Origin of the sequence: Actinomyces israelii DSM 43320, assembly GCF_000711965.1 — a bacterium.
Taxonomy (GTDB): Bacteria; Actinomycetota; Actinomycetes; order Actinomycetales; family Actinomycetaceae; genus Actinomyces; species Actinomyces israelii.
This window is the reverse complement of record NZ_JONS01000021.1, coordinates 18,110-34,943: the sequence shown is the minus strand read 5'-3', so window position 1 is coordinate 34,943 and position 16,834 is coordinate 18,110. Positions and strand designations below refer to the sequence as shown.

Sequence of the window (16,834 nt, the reverse complement as noted above, 5' to 3'; positions counted from 1 at the left end):
CCCGAAGCACCGGGAGCGCCCGGGAGCGCCCTGAATCGCGCCCGCCGACGGACGCAGCGCGCAGGAGGACGGCGCGCGGCACGCAGGAGGACGGCGCCGACGGGGTGAACGCGCGCCCCTCGGCGCAGGCGTCGCCCAGCATCGGGAGCGCGGGCGCAGAGGGGCAAACACCTTTGTGAAACGGTTCAATCCCAGTTATGCTACCCCCGTCGCAATCCCTACCGGGGCGGGCCGCGGCCCGCCTCCAGGTCCGCCCCCCAGTCACTGACGACCAGGAGAACCACATGACCACCCCGACCCTGTCCGACCTGAGCCCCGAGGCGCGCAGCCTGCTGGAGAGCCAGACCATCGAGTTGCCCAGCTGGGCCTTCGGCAACTCCGGCACCCGCTTCCGGGTCTTCACCACCGCGGGCGTGCCCCGCAACCCCTTCGAGAAGATCGACGACGTCGCCGAGGTCAACCGCCTGACCGGCATCACCCCGCGCGTCTCCCTGCACATCCCGTGGGACAGGGTCGAGGACTACGACGCCCTGCGCCGCCACGCCGAGGACCAGGGCATCTCCATCGGCACCATCAACTCCAACGTCTTCCAGGACGAGGACTACAAGCTGGGCTCCCTGTGCAACCCCGACGAGCGCATCCGCGCCAAGGCGGTCGCCCACCACCTGGAGTGCATCGACATTATGCGGGCCACCGGCTCGCCGGCCCTGAAGATCTGGCTGGCCGACGGCACGAACTACCCCGGCCAGGACTCCATCCGCGAGCGCCAGGACCGCCTGGCCGACTCCCTGGCCCAGATCTACGCGGCCCTGGACGAGGACCAGGGCCTCGTCCTGGAGTACAAGTTCTTCGAGCCGGCCTTCTACCACACCGACGTGCCGGACTGGGGCACCTCCCTGGTCCACTGCCTGGCGCTGGGCGAGCGGGCCAAGGTCGTCCTGGATACCGGCCACCACGCCCCGGGGACCAACATCGAGTTCATCGTCGCCCAGCTCATCCGCCTGGGGCGGCTCGGCGCCTTCGACTTCAACTCCCGCTTCTACGCCGACGACGACCTCATCGTGGGGGCGGCCGACCCCTACCAGCTCTTCCGCATTATGAATGAGATCGTCGACGCCGGGGCGCTGGCCCCCGACTCGGGGGTGAACTTCATGCTCGACCAGTGCCACAACCTGGAGGAGAAGATCCCCGGCGAGATCCGCTCGGCTACCAACGTCCAGGAGGCCACCGCCAAGGCGCTCCTTGTGGACCGCGAGGCCCTGAAGGCGGCCCAGACCGCCGGTGACGTGCTCGCCGCCAACGACGTCTTCGTCGACGCCTTCAGTACCGACGTGCGCCCCCTGCTGGCCGAGCTGCGCGAGTCCCAGGGCCTGGCCCCCGACCCCATGCGGGCCTTCCTGGACTCCGGCTACCTTGAGCGGGTGCGCGCCGAGCGCGTCGGCGGCAACGCGGCGGGCTGGGGCGCCTGACCCTCCCCGCCCTCAGCCGCGCCCCGCCCGGGCCCCGAGCCGCGCACCCGACGTCGTCGTCCGAAAGGAACCCTCATGACCGCCACCCCCGTCCACATCGGCGCCGTCGACCTCGGCGCCTCCTCCGGACGCGTCATGGTCGGCACCATCGCCGACGGACGCATCGCCCTGACCGAGACGCGCCGCTTCGCCAACGGCGTCATCCCCCTGCCCACCCGCGAGGGCGAGCGCCTGTTCTGGGACATGCTCCGCCTGTGGGACGAGGTGCGCGAGGGGCTGCTCGCGGCCGTGCGCGACGTCGGCCCCCTGTCGGCCATCGGCATCGACACCTGGGGGGTGGACTACGGCCTGGTCAACGGCTCGGGCACCCTGTCCGCGCAGGTCCACGCCTACCGCTCGGCGCGCACCCGCGGCATCCCCGAGCAGGTCTTCGCCAGGATCCCGGCGCGCGAGATCTACGCGGTCAACGGGCTGCAGGTGCAGGACTTCAACACCATGTTCCAGCTCGTGGCCCAGGCGCGCGACAACGGCATCCCCCGGGCCTCCAACGGCGCCTACGCCCGCACCCTGCTGCTCCTGCCCGACCTCCTGGCCTGCTTCCTCACCGGCCAGCGGGTCGCCGAGGTCACCAACGCCTCGACCACCGGCCTGGTGGACGCGCGCCTGCGCACCTGGTCGCGGCCCCTGCTGGAGCGCCTGCGCACCGAGCTCGGCCTCGACCTGGACGGCGTCCTGCCCGAGATCATCGAGCCGGGCACCGTCATCGGGCCGGTGCGGCGCGAGGCGCTGGAGGTCTTCGGCCCCGACGGCGAGCCCACGCCCGTGGTCGCCGTCGGCAGCCACGACACGGCCTCCGCCGTCGTCGCCGTGCCCGCCGCCGAGCCCGACTTCGCCTACATCTCCTGCGGGACCTGGTCCCTGGTCGGCCTGGAGCTGGACGAGCCGGTGCTCACCCTGGCCTCGCAGAGGGCCAACTTCACCAACGAGCTCGGCGTGGACCACACGGTCCGCTACCTGAGGAACGTCATGGGCCTGTGGGTCCTCAACGAGGCCGTGCGCACCTGGCGGAGCCAGGGCCTGGAGACCTCCCTGCCCGACCTCGACGCCGCCGCGGCCGCCGCCGAGCCGCTGCGCACCGTCGTCGACATCAACGACGCCGCCTTCTACGCCCCCGGGGACATGGCGGCCCGCATCGACGACGCCGCCCGCGCCACCGGCCAGCCCCGGCCCCGCAGCGCCGGGGAGTACGTGCGCTGCATCAACGACTCCCTGGCCCTGGCCTACCGGCGCGCCGTGCGTCGGGCGGCCGAGCTGTCCGGGCGGGAGGTGAGGGTCGTGCACATGGTCGGCGGCGGCGTCAACAACCGGCTCCTGTGCCAGCTGGCCGCCGACGCCACCGGGCTGCCGGTCCTGGCCGGCCCCGCCGAGGGCACCGCCCTGGGCAACATGGTCGTGGCCGCCCGCGGCGCCGGGCTCATCGAGGGCGACCTGGGCGACCTGCGCCGCCTCATCCGCGACTCCAGCCGGATCGCGCGGTACACGCCAGAGGCCGACGCCGCCGCCGGCTGGGACGCCGTCGAGCACCGGCTCTTCGGCTGAAGCCGTCCGCCGTCGCCCTATCCCGCCGTTTGAGAGGACACCCTGATGATCGATGACGCGCAGTACGCGCCTACGGCGCCGCAACCCGCCGCCACCCGCGACGGCGTTCCGCTGGCTCCGCTCGCCGGCGGCTTCCTGCCGCCCTACACCGAGCGGCTGCCCCTCCTGGCGGGCCTGCCGGCACCCTCTCCGGAGTCCCTGGCCGCGGCCATGGCGATGGCAGCCGCGGGCGCAACGGCGCGGGAGACTCCCGGCCGGGCCGAGACGGGCGCGCCCTCCGACGGCGGGGCAGCGGCAGCCCTGGAGGCCACGAGGGCCATGGACGCCTGGTCGGCTCCCTTCGGGGACCCGGAGGAAACCCACTCGACCGCCGAGGAGCGCCTGATCGAGGGGCCTCACGGGCCGATCCCCCTGCGGATCTACCGCCCCGAGCCGGGCTGGATCGCACCGGTCCCCTCCCCCGCCGACGACGACGGCCGGCGCGCCGGCCTGGTGTGGTACCACGGCGGCGCCTTCGTGGCCGGCGACCTGGACATGCCGGAGGCCGACGCCGTGGCCCGCGGCATCGTCACCCGCACGGGGACGACCGTCGTCTCGGTCTTCTACCGGCTGTGCAATGACGGGGCCACCCACCACCCCGTGCCGCACGACGACGCCTGCGCCGCCTTCCGCTGGACGTCCGCCCACGCCGCCGGGCTCGGCGTCGACCCCGCGCGTCTGGCCGTCGGCGGGGCCAGTGCGGGCGGATGCCTCGCGGCCGGCGTCGCCCTGCGCGGCCGAGACGACGGCGCCGCCCCCTGGCAGGCGCTGCTCGCCTACCCCGTCCTCCACGCCGAGCACTGGCCCGCCCCCTCGGAAGAGCTGGCCGACCGCCTGGAGGAGATGCCGCAGGTCCTGCGCTTCCCCGCCGACGTCATGGCCGCCCTGAACACCAACCTGCTCGGCGGACCGGTCCGGGACGTGCCCGCCCATGCCTTCCCGGGCGAGGCCGCCGACCTGGCTGGCTACCCGCCGACCTACATCGAGAACTGCGAGAACGACGACCTGCGCGCCTCCGGAGAGGCCTTCGCCCGCCGGCTGGCGGCGGCTGGCGCCGACGTCGAGTGCGTCACCTGCGCGGGTGTCCCGCACGGTCACCTCAACGCCGTCGGCAGCCCGCTGACCGCCCGGTCGCTCGACCGCTTCGCCGCCCGCCTGGCGCGCGCACGATGACCTCCCGCAGGCCTCAGCCAGACCCCTCAAACACCCGCCACCGGAACCGAAAAGGAGTTTCATGTCCACCACTCCCGCTCTCAGTGACATCCTCGCCCAGATGGGCGCCGCCGGGCGCCGCCTGGACCACATGAGCGCCGTCGAGGCCGGCGCCGGCAACATCTCCGTATCCGTCGCCGCCGGCGCCGACCAGCTCGGCCTCGCCGACCGCTTCCCGCAGGTCCGCCCCGGCACCGAGCTGCCGCTGCCCGCCCCTGCGCTGGCCGGCCGCACCGTCCTGGTGACCGGCTCGGGCTGCCGCCTGCGCGACGTCGCCGCCTCGCCCGAGGCGAACGTCTCGGCCTTCGTCGTCGACGACGGCGGGGCCACCGGCACCTGGTACACCCACCCGCAGCGGGCCTACGAGCGCCCAACCAGCGAGTTCAACTCCCACCTGGCCGTGCACAACGACCAGGTGGAGCGGCGCGGCGCGGGGTTCCAGGCCGTCATCCACGCCCAGCCCCCGTACCTGGTCCAGCTCTCCCACGTGAGGGACCTGCGCAGCACGAAGGCGTTCAACCGCCGCATCCTGCGCTGGGAGCCCGAGACCATCGTCCAGATCCCCGCGGGCATCGAGGTGCTCGACTTCATGGTGCCGGGCTCGCAGGAGCTCATGGAGAGCAATGTGCGGGCCCTGCGCGACCACGTCATCGTCCTGTGGTCCAAGCACGGCATTATGGTGCGCTCCGACGACTCGCCGCTGGCCGCGGTCGACAAGGTCGAGTACGCCGAGACCGGCGCCATGTACGAGGTCCGCGACATGATGGCCGGCGGCCTGGGCGAGGGGGTGACCGACGCCGAGCTGCGCGCCGTCGTCGAGGCCTTCGACGTCCCCACCGACCTGTTCTGAGACGCGGGACCGGCCCGCCCGTCACCACCGCCCGACCTTAAGGACGAAGGAGTTCGCCATGAGCGCCCCCGCCAGCACCGCACCCCGCGCCGCCGCCCCCGCACCAGCGCCGACCCGTCTCACGGTGGACCACCAGCGAGAGCCCCTCGGCGTCGCCGTGCGCGGGCCCGTGCTCGCCTGGCAGGTGCCCGGCACCGAGGCCGCCGTCGCCTACGAGGTGGAGGTCCGCCGCCTCGACGCGGCCACTGGGGCTCCCGTCGAGCCAGCCGTCTGGGCCACCGGCCGCGTGGATGTGGACGATCCTCCCATGAGCCCGTGGGTCCCCTACGCGGGGGAGCCCCTGGTCTCGGACGCCGACTACACCTGGCGCGTGCGCGTGTGGACGGCGGGCGGCGCCCCCGCCGTCGGGCCCGACGACGACGCTGGGCCCGGCGAGATCACCGGGCCCGACGCGGCCGCTCCGGATGGCGCCCCGGCCGACTCTGGCGGCACCGCCCGCCCCGGCCCGGCCGCAGCCCCCTCGCAGTGGGCCGTCTCGGCCTTCTCCACCTCGCTCCTGGACCCCGCCGACGTCGTCTCCCCCTGGGTGGAGCCCGCCCAGACGCCGGTGGAGCCCGAGCCACCGGCCGACTTCGAGACCCTCTTCATCCCCCAGGACCGCGCCCCCGCAGGCGAGCGCCTCCACCCGGTCAAGCTCGTGCGCCAGGACCTCGACCTGGGCCACGCGGACCGGGAGGCGGGGCCGGGCGCCTCTCCGGCATCCTCGGCCTCTGCCGCGCCGATCACCCGCGCCCGCCTCTACGTGAGCGCCCAGGGCGTTATCGACGTCTTCATCGACGGCGTCCCGGTGGGCGACACGGTCCTGGCCCCGGGCTGGACCAGCTACCACACCTACACCGAGCTCGAGGTCCACGACGTCACCCGCCTCCTGGCCGGCCCGGGCGGCCCGGCGGGAGCCGACGAGAGCCGCCACACGCTGGGGCTGCGACTGGGCGACGGCTGGTTCGCCGGGCGCATGACCGTCACCGGCGAGTCCGCCCAGTACGGCGCCCTCCTGCGCGGCTGGTGGCAGTTGTCCGTCACCCGCGCCGACGGCACCCGCGCCGTCTACGGCCCCGACGCCTCCGCCCGCTCCAGCCAGGCCGGCCCCATCCGCTACAGCGACATCATGATCGGCGAGAGGCGCGACGACCGCCTCGCCACCGCCGTCGCGGGTTGGGAGACCCCCGGCTTCGACGACGGCGCCTGGGACCCGGTCCGCATCATCCCGGCCGCCGAGCTCGACCCGGCCACCGCCCTGGAGCCCTTCCGCGGCGAGCCCGTGCGCCGCCTCATGGAGCTGCCCGTCGCCCGGGTGCTGACCACCCCAGCGGGTGAGACCGTGCTGGACTTCGGCCAGGTGATCGCCGGGCGGGTGCGGCTGTCCGCCGTCGGGCCGGCCGGCACCGAGATCGTCCTGGAGCACTCCGAGCACCTGGCGGCCGACGGCACCTTCTTCTCCAACGTGCAGGGCCCCAACAAGGACCAGCGCGACGTGTGGGTCCTGGCCGGCACGGGGACGCCCGACTCCCCCGAGGTCTTCGAGCCCGCCTTCACCTTCCACGGCTTCCGCTACGCGCGGGTGACCGGCTACCCGGGCGAGCTCGCCGAGGGCGCCGCCACCGCCGTCGTCATCGGCTCGGACCTGGAGCCCGCCGGGGACCTGGAGTGCTCCGATCCTCGTCTGACCCGGCTGCACGCCAACACCGTGTGGTCCCAGCGCGCCAACTTCCTGTCGATCCCCACCGACTGCCCCCAGCGCGAGCGCGTGGGCTGGACCGGGGACATCCAGATCTTCGCGCCCGCGGCCACCAACAACGCCGAGGTCCACACCTTCCTGGCCCGCTGGCTGCGCAACGTGCGCGCCGACCAGAAGGACGACGGGCGCGTCGTCATCATCTCACCCTTCGCCCCACGCCAGGAGGCCATGGAGGGCCAGGGCGGCATCGGGGGGATCACGGCCGCGGCCGGCTGGGGGGACGCGATCATCCGGGTGCCGCTGGCGCTGTGGGAGCGCTACGGGGACGCCGACACGCTGGCGGCGTGCTACCCGGCCATGCGGGCCTGGGTGGACATGCAGGCCCGCCAGGCCGCCGCCGAGCTGCCCCCGCGGCTGCGCGGCGCGGGCGGCGGGGACACGGAGGACTGGGACGGTCCGGACCGGACCGCCGGCTGGGAGGCATTGAGCGACGACGAGGCCGCCCGCCAGCGGCTGCTGTGGAGCTCGCGCCTCCACTTCGGGGACTGGCTGGCGCCCTCGACCCTGGCCGACGGCTCACTCGACGCCGTCATGGTAGCGCCCCGGCTCACCAGCGAGATCGTCGGCTCGGCCTTCCACGCCGAGGCCCTGCGGACCATGGCGCTGGTCGCCCGGGCCCTGGGACGGGAGGCGGAGGCCAGCTCCTACGCCGAGCGCTGGGAGGCGGTGCGCCGCGCCTTCGCCGCGGAGTACGTCGGCGACGACGGCGCCATGGAGCCGGACCTGCAGGGCGTCTACGTCCTGGCGCTCGCCTTCGACCTCATCCCCGACGCCGGGCGGCGCCGGGCCGCGGCCGACCGGCTCGCGGCGCTGGTCGAGGCCGCCGAGCGGCACCTGGACACCGGGTTCCTCTCAGTGCCCTTCCTGCTGGACGTCCTGGTGGATGCCGGCCGGGAGGACCTGGCCTGGGCGGTGCTCACCCGGGACACCGCACCCTCCTGGCTCTACGAGGTCGCCCGGGGGGCGACGACGATCTGGGAGTCGTGGACGGCCGTCGCCCCGGACGGCACCGTGGGGGCGATGAGCTTCAACCACTACGCCTTCGGCTGCGTGGACGACTGGCTGTTCCGCCGCGTGGGCGGCATCGAGGCGGCCGAGCCGGGCTTCCGGCGGGTGCGCGTGGCGCCGCTGACCGGCGGCCCCGTCTCCTGGGGCCGGGCCAGCCGCGACACGCCGTTCGGGCGCGTGGCCGTGTCCTGGGCCCGGCAGGGCGGACCGGGTGCGGCGGTGCGCTACGAGGTCGAGCTGCCCGCCGGGGTGGGCGGCGAGCTCGTCGGCCCCGACGGCGCGGCCCGCGATCTGGCCGCCGGCCGTACCGTCGTCTCGCTGTGAGCCCGCCCTTTCGCCGAGATCGGTTCACTTCCGCGTCGAGATCGGTCGAGTTCCGTGCCGAGATCGGTTCACTTCCGCACCGAGATCGGTTCACTTCCGGCTCGAGATCGGTCCGGGGTGCCCGCAGCGCGGCTGTCGCCTTGTACCGCAGCACCGCCGCTCGAGCCTTGGTGCCAGTCATCCAGACGACCGGCTCAAAGGGCGGGCGCCCGCCGCCGTCCGGCTCGCGCTCCCGCCCAGTCGGCTCCGGCCGTAACGGGACGCGGACGACGGTGTGGCCGCGCCCGGCTCCACCCGGACCCGCGACGCCCTGGGCGGGACGGGAGCGGCGCCCGGCCTGCGACCGCGAGGGCCACGGCCATCGGGCGAGGCCGTAGCCCGTCTCGAACCTCACAGCGCCGGGCGGATGGAAACCCGCTTCCTCGGTGGCTAGTCTTCTTAAGACGCACGACGACGGAGCCCCGTCGGACGTGCGTCTTCTCGTTCCGCAAGGAGCGGGAACCGATCAGGAACACCCAGGAGAGGAAGACCCCATGTTCTTCGACATCGACCTCACCATCCGCGCCGCCGTGGCCCGCGAGCGCGAGCTCCAGCGCACCCTCGCCGCCGAGCAGGCCCAGGGCGAGCAGCGCTGAGCCACCGAGCCGGGCACCGACAGATCTCCGGGCGCTGTCAGCCGGAGCCACGCGGGAACCAGCCCGCACGCCGAACAGGGCGGGGACAACGAGGTCCTCGCCCTTCCTGCTGTCTGCAGGTCTCAGGCCAGAGGCCACGGCTCCAAGACGTCGAGATCGGTCCGTCGGACCGATCTCGACGCGGAATACGACCGATCTCGACGCGGAACTGAACCGATCTCGACGCGGAACTGAACCGATCTCGGTGCGGAAGTGAACCGATCTCGGCGAAAAAAGGGTCAGGCCAGGGACGCGCCGTTGGTCCGGGCGATCTCGCCGTAGACGCGGCCGGACTCCTTGACCGTGCGCTCCTGAGTGTCCCGGTCCACGGCGATAATCCCGAACTTGGGGCCGTAGCCGAAGACCCACTCGAAGTTGTCCATGGCCGACCAGCACATGTAGCCGCCCACCGGCACGCCGTCGGCGATTGCCGCGCCGACCTCCGCGATGGCGGTGCGCAGGAAGTCTACGCGCTGGGTGTCATCCTCCGTGTTGAGCCCGTTCTCGGTGACGATGATCGGCACCTTGACGGTCTCCCAGGCCTGACGCACGACGGCGCCGATCGCCCAGGGCCAGATCTCCTCGCCGGCCGGGTTGACGACGGCGCCGGCGGCCGGCGGCACCGGGCCGTCGGGGCCGAGCACGGTGCGGTTGTAGGTCTGCAGGCCGACGAAGTCGTCGCCCTCGCTCACGCGCAGGTAGCGCAGGTTGTTGTCCTCAATCATGCGCGCCGCGCGCTCCTCGCCCCCGGGGGCGGCGTGGAAGTCGGAGTTGGCGAGCGTCCAGCCGACCCTCATCGAGGGCTTGACGCCCTTGATGGCCTCGACGGCCGCCCTGTGGGCGGCGACCTTGATCTCGAAGGCCTCCTCGGTAGCGCTCAGCTGGAAGCCGGCGACCCTGTCCGCCGTCGTCCCGAGCGCCCGGGCGGCCCCCTCCCAGGTGGGGTTGCCCAGGCGCTGGGCGGGGGTCGCCTCGCACAGGCCCATCTCGCCCAGGAGGATGGCGAGGTTGGGCTCGTTCATGGTGCAGGCGATCTCGAACAGGTCGCCGAGCTCGGCGGTGACGCGGCGGCAGTAGCGGGCGAAGAGCCCGGGGGTGCCGGCGTCCTCCCAGCCGCCGCGGGCGATGAGCCAGGTCGGGGAGGTGAAGTGGTGGTAGGTGACGATCGGGGTCAGGCCGTGCTCGTGGCAGGCGCGCAGCATGTCGCGGTAGTGCTCGATGGCGACGGCGGAGAACTCGCCGGGCGCCGGCTCGATGCGGCTCCACTCCAGGGAGAAGCGGTAGGCGTTCAGTCCGAGCGAGGCGAGCAGGGCGATGTCGTCGCGGTAGCGGTTGAAGTGGTCGCAGGCGTCGCCGGAGGACTCGGCGTACATGGTGCCGGGGACGTGCTCGTAGAGCCAGACGTCGTTGTTGGTATTGCCGCCCTCGACCTGGTGGGATGCGGTGGCGGTCCCCCACAGGAAGTCCTCGGGGAAGGGGGTGGCGGGGGCTGGGGCGTTCGTCGTCATGGGATGACTCCTCGGATCGTCTCGGTCATGTGGTTCTCAGCGGGTTCTCGGGCTCCAGAGGTCTGGGCGGGGCGCGACGGCGGCCGGCCGGGCCCCGCCCGGCCGGCCGGAAGGTGCCGGGCCGGGTGGACCGTCGTCGTCGGGCTATTTCACGCCCTTGACCAGGGGGATGACGACGGCGCCCAGCGCGCACAGGGCGGCGGCGACGCCCCACAGGAGCGTGTAGTTGTTCCCCGGCCCCAGGATGGTGGGGGCGACGGCGGGCACGAGGATATTGGGCAGGTTGAGGGCCAGGCCGAAGACCGCCATGTCCTTGCCGGTGTCCGCCTCATTGGGCAGGACCTGGGCGCACAGGGCCAGGTCGACGGTGAGGTACATGGCCTGGCCGACGGCGAAGACCATCCAGGCGACGATGAACTGGTTGAAGCTGCCCGCCTGGCCGCCGATGACCAGAGCGAGCGCCATGACGAGGGCCGAGCCGATGACGAAGGGCTTGCGCCGCCCCATCTTGTCCGACAGCCACCCCGACCCGGTGAACAGGACGATCGACACGGGCGCGGAGTACAGGGACAGCAGGCCGGCCTTGGCTCCGGCCTCGGCCGGGGAGAAGTGGAGGTTCGTGATGAGGTAGAGGACGAAGAAGGCCAGGAAGGCGGTCATGGCGACGCCGGCCAGGAAGCGGGAGAGCCACACCCACCCGAAGTTCGGGTGCTTGCGGGGGTTGACGAAGAAGCCGGCGAACAGGCCGCGCAGGTCCAGGGCCGGGACGTCGTCCTTGTCCCGCTGGGGGTCCTTGTAGAGCAGAATGAGGGGGAAGGTGGTGGCCAGGGCCAGCAGCACGGGGACGGTCATCATAAGGGCCGGCGTGCCGACGAGCCTGCCCGCAATGGCCGCGCCGGCGCTCATGGCGAGCGCGCCCATCATGCCCATGAAGCCCATGACCCGGGCGCGCATCTTGTTGGGCACGCCCTCGACGGGGATGACGGAGTAGGCGTTGAAGCCGGCCTGGGCGGCGGTAATGCCCACGACGTAGGCGGCGCCGATGACGAGGTGGCTGGTCATGGTCCCGATGGCGGCCATGCAGGCGAGGCTGACGAGGTAGCCGCCGAGGATCCAGGGGCGGCGGCGCCCGAAACGGCTGGTCGTGCGGTCGGACAGGGCCCCGATCAGCGGGATCGCGAAGAGCATCAGGATGCCCGACACGGTCGTGATGCGCGAGTAGACGGTGGTGGCGGTCGCCTCGTCCATGGCCGACAGCCGCAGCTGGAGGGCCGTGCCCAGGGTGAGCATCATGATGTAGCCGCCCACGGCGGCCAGGAGGACCAGTGGGATGGTGCGCGAGGGCCTGCCGTAGGTGCGGGTGATGGCCTCAACGTCGTCAGTGTCGGCTGTGCCGGCTGTGCCGGCTGCGCCGTGCTCAGCATCGTTGTCAGGCTCGACGACGGCCTCGTCGGCCTCGGTCGGGACTTCCTCGACGGCGAGGGTCGGGGCGGCCTCGGCGCCCTCGGAGGGCGGGGCATCGGTGGGAGTGCTCATCGATCGTCCTTGAGATGAGGTCGGCGCCTGGGCCGACGGTGGAGGCCGGCGGGAAGGGCCGGACCTGTTGACACGTTTCACCCTAGTCATAAGTTGCCCAACCTGTAAGAGATCTATATCACTATTCAGGTCGCGCGTCCCGCGTCTCGGCAGATAGGCTGCCCCCAGGAGCTCAGCCGACGGCCACGCGAGAAGGGGCGAGAACGCCATGCCGAGCGGAAGACGCAGCACCGCAACGGATCGGGCCCGGAGAGGCGCAGCCGCGGAACCGACAGCCTCGCCGACCCCGACCCGTGGAAGGCTGTCCGCTCCCGCCGCAGGGTCGAGCGCCGCCATCGCCCCGCCGGACGGCCGCACCCGCTACGCCAACGGCGAGCGCCGCCGCGCCGAGATCATCGACGCCGCCATGAAGGTCTTCGCCGAGCAGGGCTTCAACAGCCTCTCCCTGCGCCAGATCGCCGAGGCCGTCGGGGTCAGCCACACGCTGCTGCGCCACCACTTCGGCACCAAGGACACCATCCTCCAGGCGGTGCTCACCCGCCGCGAGGAGACCGAGGCCCGGTGGCGCGCCGACCTGTTCGCCGAGCACGGGCTGCTCGAGGCCCTGCCCAGGATCATGGAGCACAACGCCGCGATCCCGGGCCTGATCCAGCTCGACTCGCTCATGCGCGCCGAGGCCGTCAACCCCGACCACCCCGCGCACGAGTACGCCGTCGGCCTGGCCCGGCGCTTCCGCGCCCAGCTGCGCGCCGACCTCGCGGCGGAGCAGGCCGCGGGGCGGATCCGGGAGGATCTCGACCTCGAGCTGACGGCGACGCAGCTCGTCGCCCTCATCGAGGGGGTTCAGAGCGAGTGGCTCCTCGATCGCAGCGTCGACATGGCCGCCGTCGTCCGCTCCTTCGCCGAGGACCTGCGTGCGACCTGACGGCGCAGCGGGGAGGAGCCGCTGGATGACTGATTACGGCGAGGGCCGGTGCTGCCCGCCCCTCTCGCCGAGATCGGCAGGTCTCCGGCTCGAGACCGGTTCGGGGGAGGGCGGAGGCCGCGAGCGGGCCGGGCACGCGGGCTCTCGGCCGAAACGTTCACGTTCAGACGCACCCGGGCGGCGCGGCCCTCCGCTCGCGCCGTCATGCCTTAGACATGCGACCGCGGCGCCTGAGGCAGACCGCAAGGGTCCGACAGGACCAGCGGCTCTGGAGCCAATCATCTATGCTGACCCCATACCGCCTATGAAACGATTCAACGACGACCCGGAGACACTATATGCCCACCCACATGACCGACCACACGTCCACCGGCACCGGCCCCGCCACTCTTCTCGACGCCGCGCCCCCGCCCCCGACGGACCCCGTCGGCCCGCTGTCCGCCCCGGAGCGCCTGCGCGCCGACCACCACCGCGCCGGCGCCGACGTGCTCGGCGGCACCGGCGCCGCGCCCGCCCTGTCCTGGGAGATCCCCAGCGCCCCGGCGGGCTGGACGCAGGAGCGCGCCGAGGTCGAGATCACGCGCGCCCCGGCCGGCACCCCAGCGACCAGCGCCACCACCGGGACCATCGCCCTCGACGGCCCGGCCTCGACCTTCGTCCCCTGGCCCGCCTCCCCCCTCGCCTCCCGCGAGCGCGCCACCTGGCGGGTGCGCGTGGCCGGGGCCGACGGCGCCTTCTCGCCCTGGTCCGCCCCCGCCGTCGTCGAGACCGGGCTGCTGGAGCGCGCCGACTGGGCCGCCCGGCCCATTGCCGCCCCTGGGAACACGCGCACCGACGCCGCCCCCGTCCTCGTGCGCCGCCTGAGCGTCCCGGCCGGCACGGCCGCCGCCCGCCTGCACCTGACCGCGGCCGGCGTCTACGAGGCCTTCATCGACGGCGTCAGGGTCGGCACCGATGAGCTCGCGCCGGGCTGGACCGAGTACCGCGACCGCTTCCTCGTCCAGACCCACGACGTCACCGCCGCCCTGACTCCCGGCGAGCACGAGATCGCCGTCGTCCTGGGCAACGGCTGGTACCGCGGGCACCTGACCTGGGAGATGCGCGAGTGCGTCTACGGGCGGGCCCTGTGGCTTCTGGCCCAGGTCGAGCTGAGCGGGCCGGACGGTGCGCGCACCACCGTCGGCACGGACGCGCAGTGGGCCTGGCGCCCCTCCAATATCACCGCCAACGACCTCTACAACGGCCAGTCCACCGACCTGCGCCTGCCCGCCCTCGGCGCGCACGAGGCCGAGGCGCCGGTGGAGGTCCTGGCCCGGCAGGACGCCCTCGGCACCGCCGCACTGGAGCCCACCGCCCTGCCGCTGCCCACCGTCGTCGGCGAGGTCGCGCCCGTCGAGGTCATCACGACGCCGTCGGGCAGACGGGTGGTCGACTTCGGCCAGAACCTCACCGGCCACGTGCGCCTGACCGCCCGCGGCGAGGCCGGGCGCACGATCACGCTGCGCCACGCCGAGGTCCTGGAAGCAGGCGAGCTCGGCACCCGCCCCTTGCGCGCGGCCGAATGCACCGACCGCGTCACTCTGTCCGGGGACAGCGGGCCCGAGTCCCCGGAGGTGTTCGCCCCCACGCTCACCCAGCACGGGTTCCGCTACGTCGAGGTGGACGGCTTCGACGGCGATGACGCCGCGCTGCTGGGCGCGGCGACCGCGCGCGTCGTCTCGGCGGGCATGGAGCGGGCGGCCTGGTTCGAGTCGGACCAGCCGCTCATCGACAAGCTGGTGGAGAACACGCGCTGGTCCACCATCGACAACTTCATCACCGTGCCCACCGACTGCCCGCAGCGCGACGAGCGGCTGGGCTGGACCGGCGACATCGGCGCCTTCGCCCCCACCGCCCTGTCCCTGTACGACGCCGCCGCCTTCCTCGCCTCCTGGACGAGGGACCTGGCCGCCGCGCAGTCCCCCGACGGCGCCCTGCCGGTCGTCTTCCCCGACGTGCTGGGCGGGACGAAGCTCACCTGCGCGTGGGGGGATGCGATCACGCTCGTGCCGTGGGCCGTCTTCGAGGCCACCGGCGACGCCTCCGTCCTCGCCGGCGCGGTGGAGGCCATGGCGCGCTTCGTCGACGGCGTGGACGCCGCGGCCGGGCCCTCGCACCTGTGGCGCGGCGGCTTCCAGTTCGGCGACTGGCTCGACCCCGACGCCCCGCCGGAGAACCCGGGCGCCGCCAAGGCGGACCCCGACGTCGTCGCCACCGCCTACTTCGCCCGCAGCGCCGACATCACCGCCCGCGCCTGGGCGGTCCTGGGCGAGGACGAGCGCGCCGCCCGCTACGAGGCCCTGGCCGCGAGCGTGCGCGCCGCCTACCTGGACGCCTACGTCACGGCCGACGGCCTCATCCTGTCGGACTGCGCGACCGTCTACGCCCAGGCGCTGGCCTGGGACCTGCTGGACACGCCCCGGCGTGTGGCCGGCGCGGGCCGGCGGCTGGCGGACCTGGTGCGCCTGCGCGCCTTCCGCATCTCCACCGGCTTCGTGGGCACCCCGCTCGTGCCGGAGGCCCTGGTCAGGGGCGGGCAGGCGGCCACGGCCGCGCGCCTGGTGCTGGAGCGGGGCTGCCCGAGCTGGCTGTACCCGGTGACCATGGGGGCGACGACGATCTGGGAGCGCTGGGACTCCATGCTCCCGGACGGCTCCATCAACCCCGGCGAAATGACGTCCTTCAACCACTACGCCCTCGGGGCGGTCACGCAGTGGCTGCTCACCGACGTCGGCGGGCTCGGTCTCATGGGCGCCGGGGGCCGGACGCTGCGGGTGGCCCCGCAGGTGGGCCACGGCTTCGCCTCGGCGAGCGTCGTGCGGCGCCTGCCGCTGGGGACGGCGTCGGCGTCGTGGTCGCTCGACGGGGACCGCCTGACCGTGCGCGTAGCGGTGCCCGTGGGGGCGACGGCGGAGCTCGTGCTGCCCGGGGCCGAGCCGGAGGTCGTGGGCCACGGCCTGCACGAGCGGACGGTGAGCGCGCCCGCGGAGATGCTCGGGGCCGATCGCCGCGAGGTCCTGACCGTGCGCGACCTCATCGACGACGCTCCCGCCTGGGAGCGCGTCGTTGAGGCGGTCCGCGCCTGCGGCCACCCGGTCTACGGGGACGACCCGGCCGGCGCCCTGATGAGGAGCCTGGCCCACGACCTCGACTCGACGGCCCGGATCCTCCCAGGGGCGGCGACGACCTACGGCTTCATCCCGGGGCTGGAGGGACTGCGCGGCCGGCTCGCCGAGATCGTCGTCGAGGTCGCCCCGCACGCCGCCGAGGTCCCCGCCTACCTCAGGAGCTGAGCGGGCCGGGCAGGGCCGGGGCCGCCGCGCCGGTCGCCCGACCGGACGGCCGGCCCGTCCGGCTGGCCCGTCCGTCCGGCTGGCCCCGCAGCCCCCTTCGCCGAGATCGGTCGTATTCCGGCTCGAGATCGGTTCACTTCCGCGTCAGGACCGCGGCTGCGCGCTTGCCGAGGCCCCGGCCCCACCCGGCCGGGGCGCGCTGACGTCGTCGCCCGCATCAACAGCCACATCGCCACACTCTGTCGATTCTGTCGATATGACTGTCGATCTTACTATGGCTGGAGTTAAACAAGATCGGTGTTTGGTGGTGTGACTGGGGTGTGCTCGAAGTCGTAGTCGAAGGTGCGGTTGGTGATGTAGGCCGTGAAGGCCGCGGAGGTGTTCTCCGGGCGAGCGCGCAGAAGCAAGACCATCCGGGACACCGCCCCCCCTCAGGCCGAGCCCGGAACAAGCCCGGAACACACGATCAGAAACAGCTCCACCCCGCCCCGAGGCACAGGACACCCGGCGAGGCCGACCAGGACCACCGAGCAACAAGACAACCAGCCCGAGACACCGCC

At 73.3% G+C, this 16,834-nt stretch carries 10 protein-coding genes; 7 read left to right on the top strand and 3 right to left on the bottom strand.

From position 1 onward, the window contains the following. Positions 1–284: 284 nt before the first annotated feature. From rhaI to O145_RS08780, 5 genes are all read left to right on the top strand, one after another. Positions 285–1,469 (top strand): L-rhamnose isomerase, encoded by a 1,185-nt coding sequence (gene rhaI / locus O145_RS08800; RefSeq protein WP_043562313.1) that lies wholly within the window; start codon positions 285–287, stop codon positions 1,467–1,469. A gap of 75 nt (positions 1,470–1,544) precedes the next feature. Next, positions 1,545–3,068: a rhamnulokinase gene (locus tag O145_RS08795; protein ID WP_043562312.1), complete on the top strand. Its 1,524-nt coding sequence runs from the start codon at positions 1,545–1,547 to the stop codon at positions 3,066–3,068. A 45-nt stretch (positions 3,069–3,113) separates the two neighbouring features. Then, complete coding sequence (locus O145_RS08790; protein WP_052374889.1) at positions 3,114–4,280, top strand: alpha/beta hydrolase fold domain-containing protein; 1,167 nt, start codon at positions 3,114–3,116, stop codon at positions 4,278–4,280. Between the two features lie 61 nt (positions 4,281–4,341). After that, positions 4,342–5,169 (top strand): class II aldolase/adducin family protein, encoded by an 828-nt coding sequence (locus O145_RS08785; protein ID WP_043562311.1) that lies wholly within the window; start codon positions 4,342–4,344, stop codon positions 5,167–5,169. 58 nt (positions 5,170–5,227) lie between these two features. Then, positions 5,228–8,299 carry an alpha-L-rhamnosidase gene (locus tag O145_RS08780; RefSeq protein ID WP_052374888.1) on the top strand — a complete coding sequence of 1,024 codons (3,072 nt, stop codon included), beginning with the start codon at positions 5,228–5,230 and terminating at the stop codon, positions 8,297–8,299. 913 nt (positions 8,300–9,212) lie between these two features. Here the strand turns inward: O145_RS08780 and O145_RS08775 are convergent. Together O145_RS08775 and O145_RS08770 are read right to left on the bottom strand one after the other, a co-directional pair. Continuing rightward, on the bottom strand, positions 9,213–10,481 hold the full coding sequence (locus O145_RS08775; protein WP_043562310.1) for a glycoside hydrolase family 1 protein: 1,269 nt from the start codon (positions 10,479–10,481) through the stop codon (positions 9,213–9,215). A gap of 144 nt (positions 10,482–10,625) precedes the next feature. Next, a complete protein-coding gene (locus tag O145_RS08770; RefSeq protein ID WP_043562309.1) occupies positions 10,626–12,017 on the bottom strand; it encodes an MFS transporter in 1,392 nt (463 codons plus the stop codon). Positions 12,018–12,225: 208 nt separating this feature from the next. On the opposite strand from O145_RS08770, the gene O145_RS08765 reads away from it, so the two are divergent. Beyond that, positions 12,226–12,942, top strand: coding sequence for a TetR/AcrR family transcriptional regulator (locus tag O145_RS08765; protein ID WP_043562308.1), 717 nt, complete (start codon positions 12,226–12,228; stop codon positions 12,940–12,942). Positions 12,943–13,292: 350 nt separating this feature from the next. Beyond that, positions 13,293–16,274, top strand: coding sequence for an alpha-L-rhamnosidase (locus O145_RS08760; RefSeq protein WP_084682489.1), 2,982 nt, complete (start codon positions 13,293–13,295; stop codon positions 16,272–16,274). 284 nt (positions 16,275–16,558) lie between these two features. Here the strand turns inward: O145_RS08760 and O145_RS18130 are convergent, their stop codons facing one another. Then, complete coding sequence (locus O145_RS18130) at positions 16,559–16,696, bottom strand: hypothetical protein (RefSeq protein ID WP_156966676.1); 138 nt, start codon at positions 16,694–16,696, stop codon at positions 16,559–16,561. Positions 16,697–16,834: the final 138 nt, after the last annotated feature.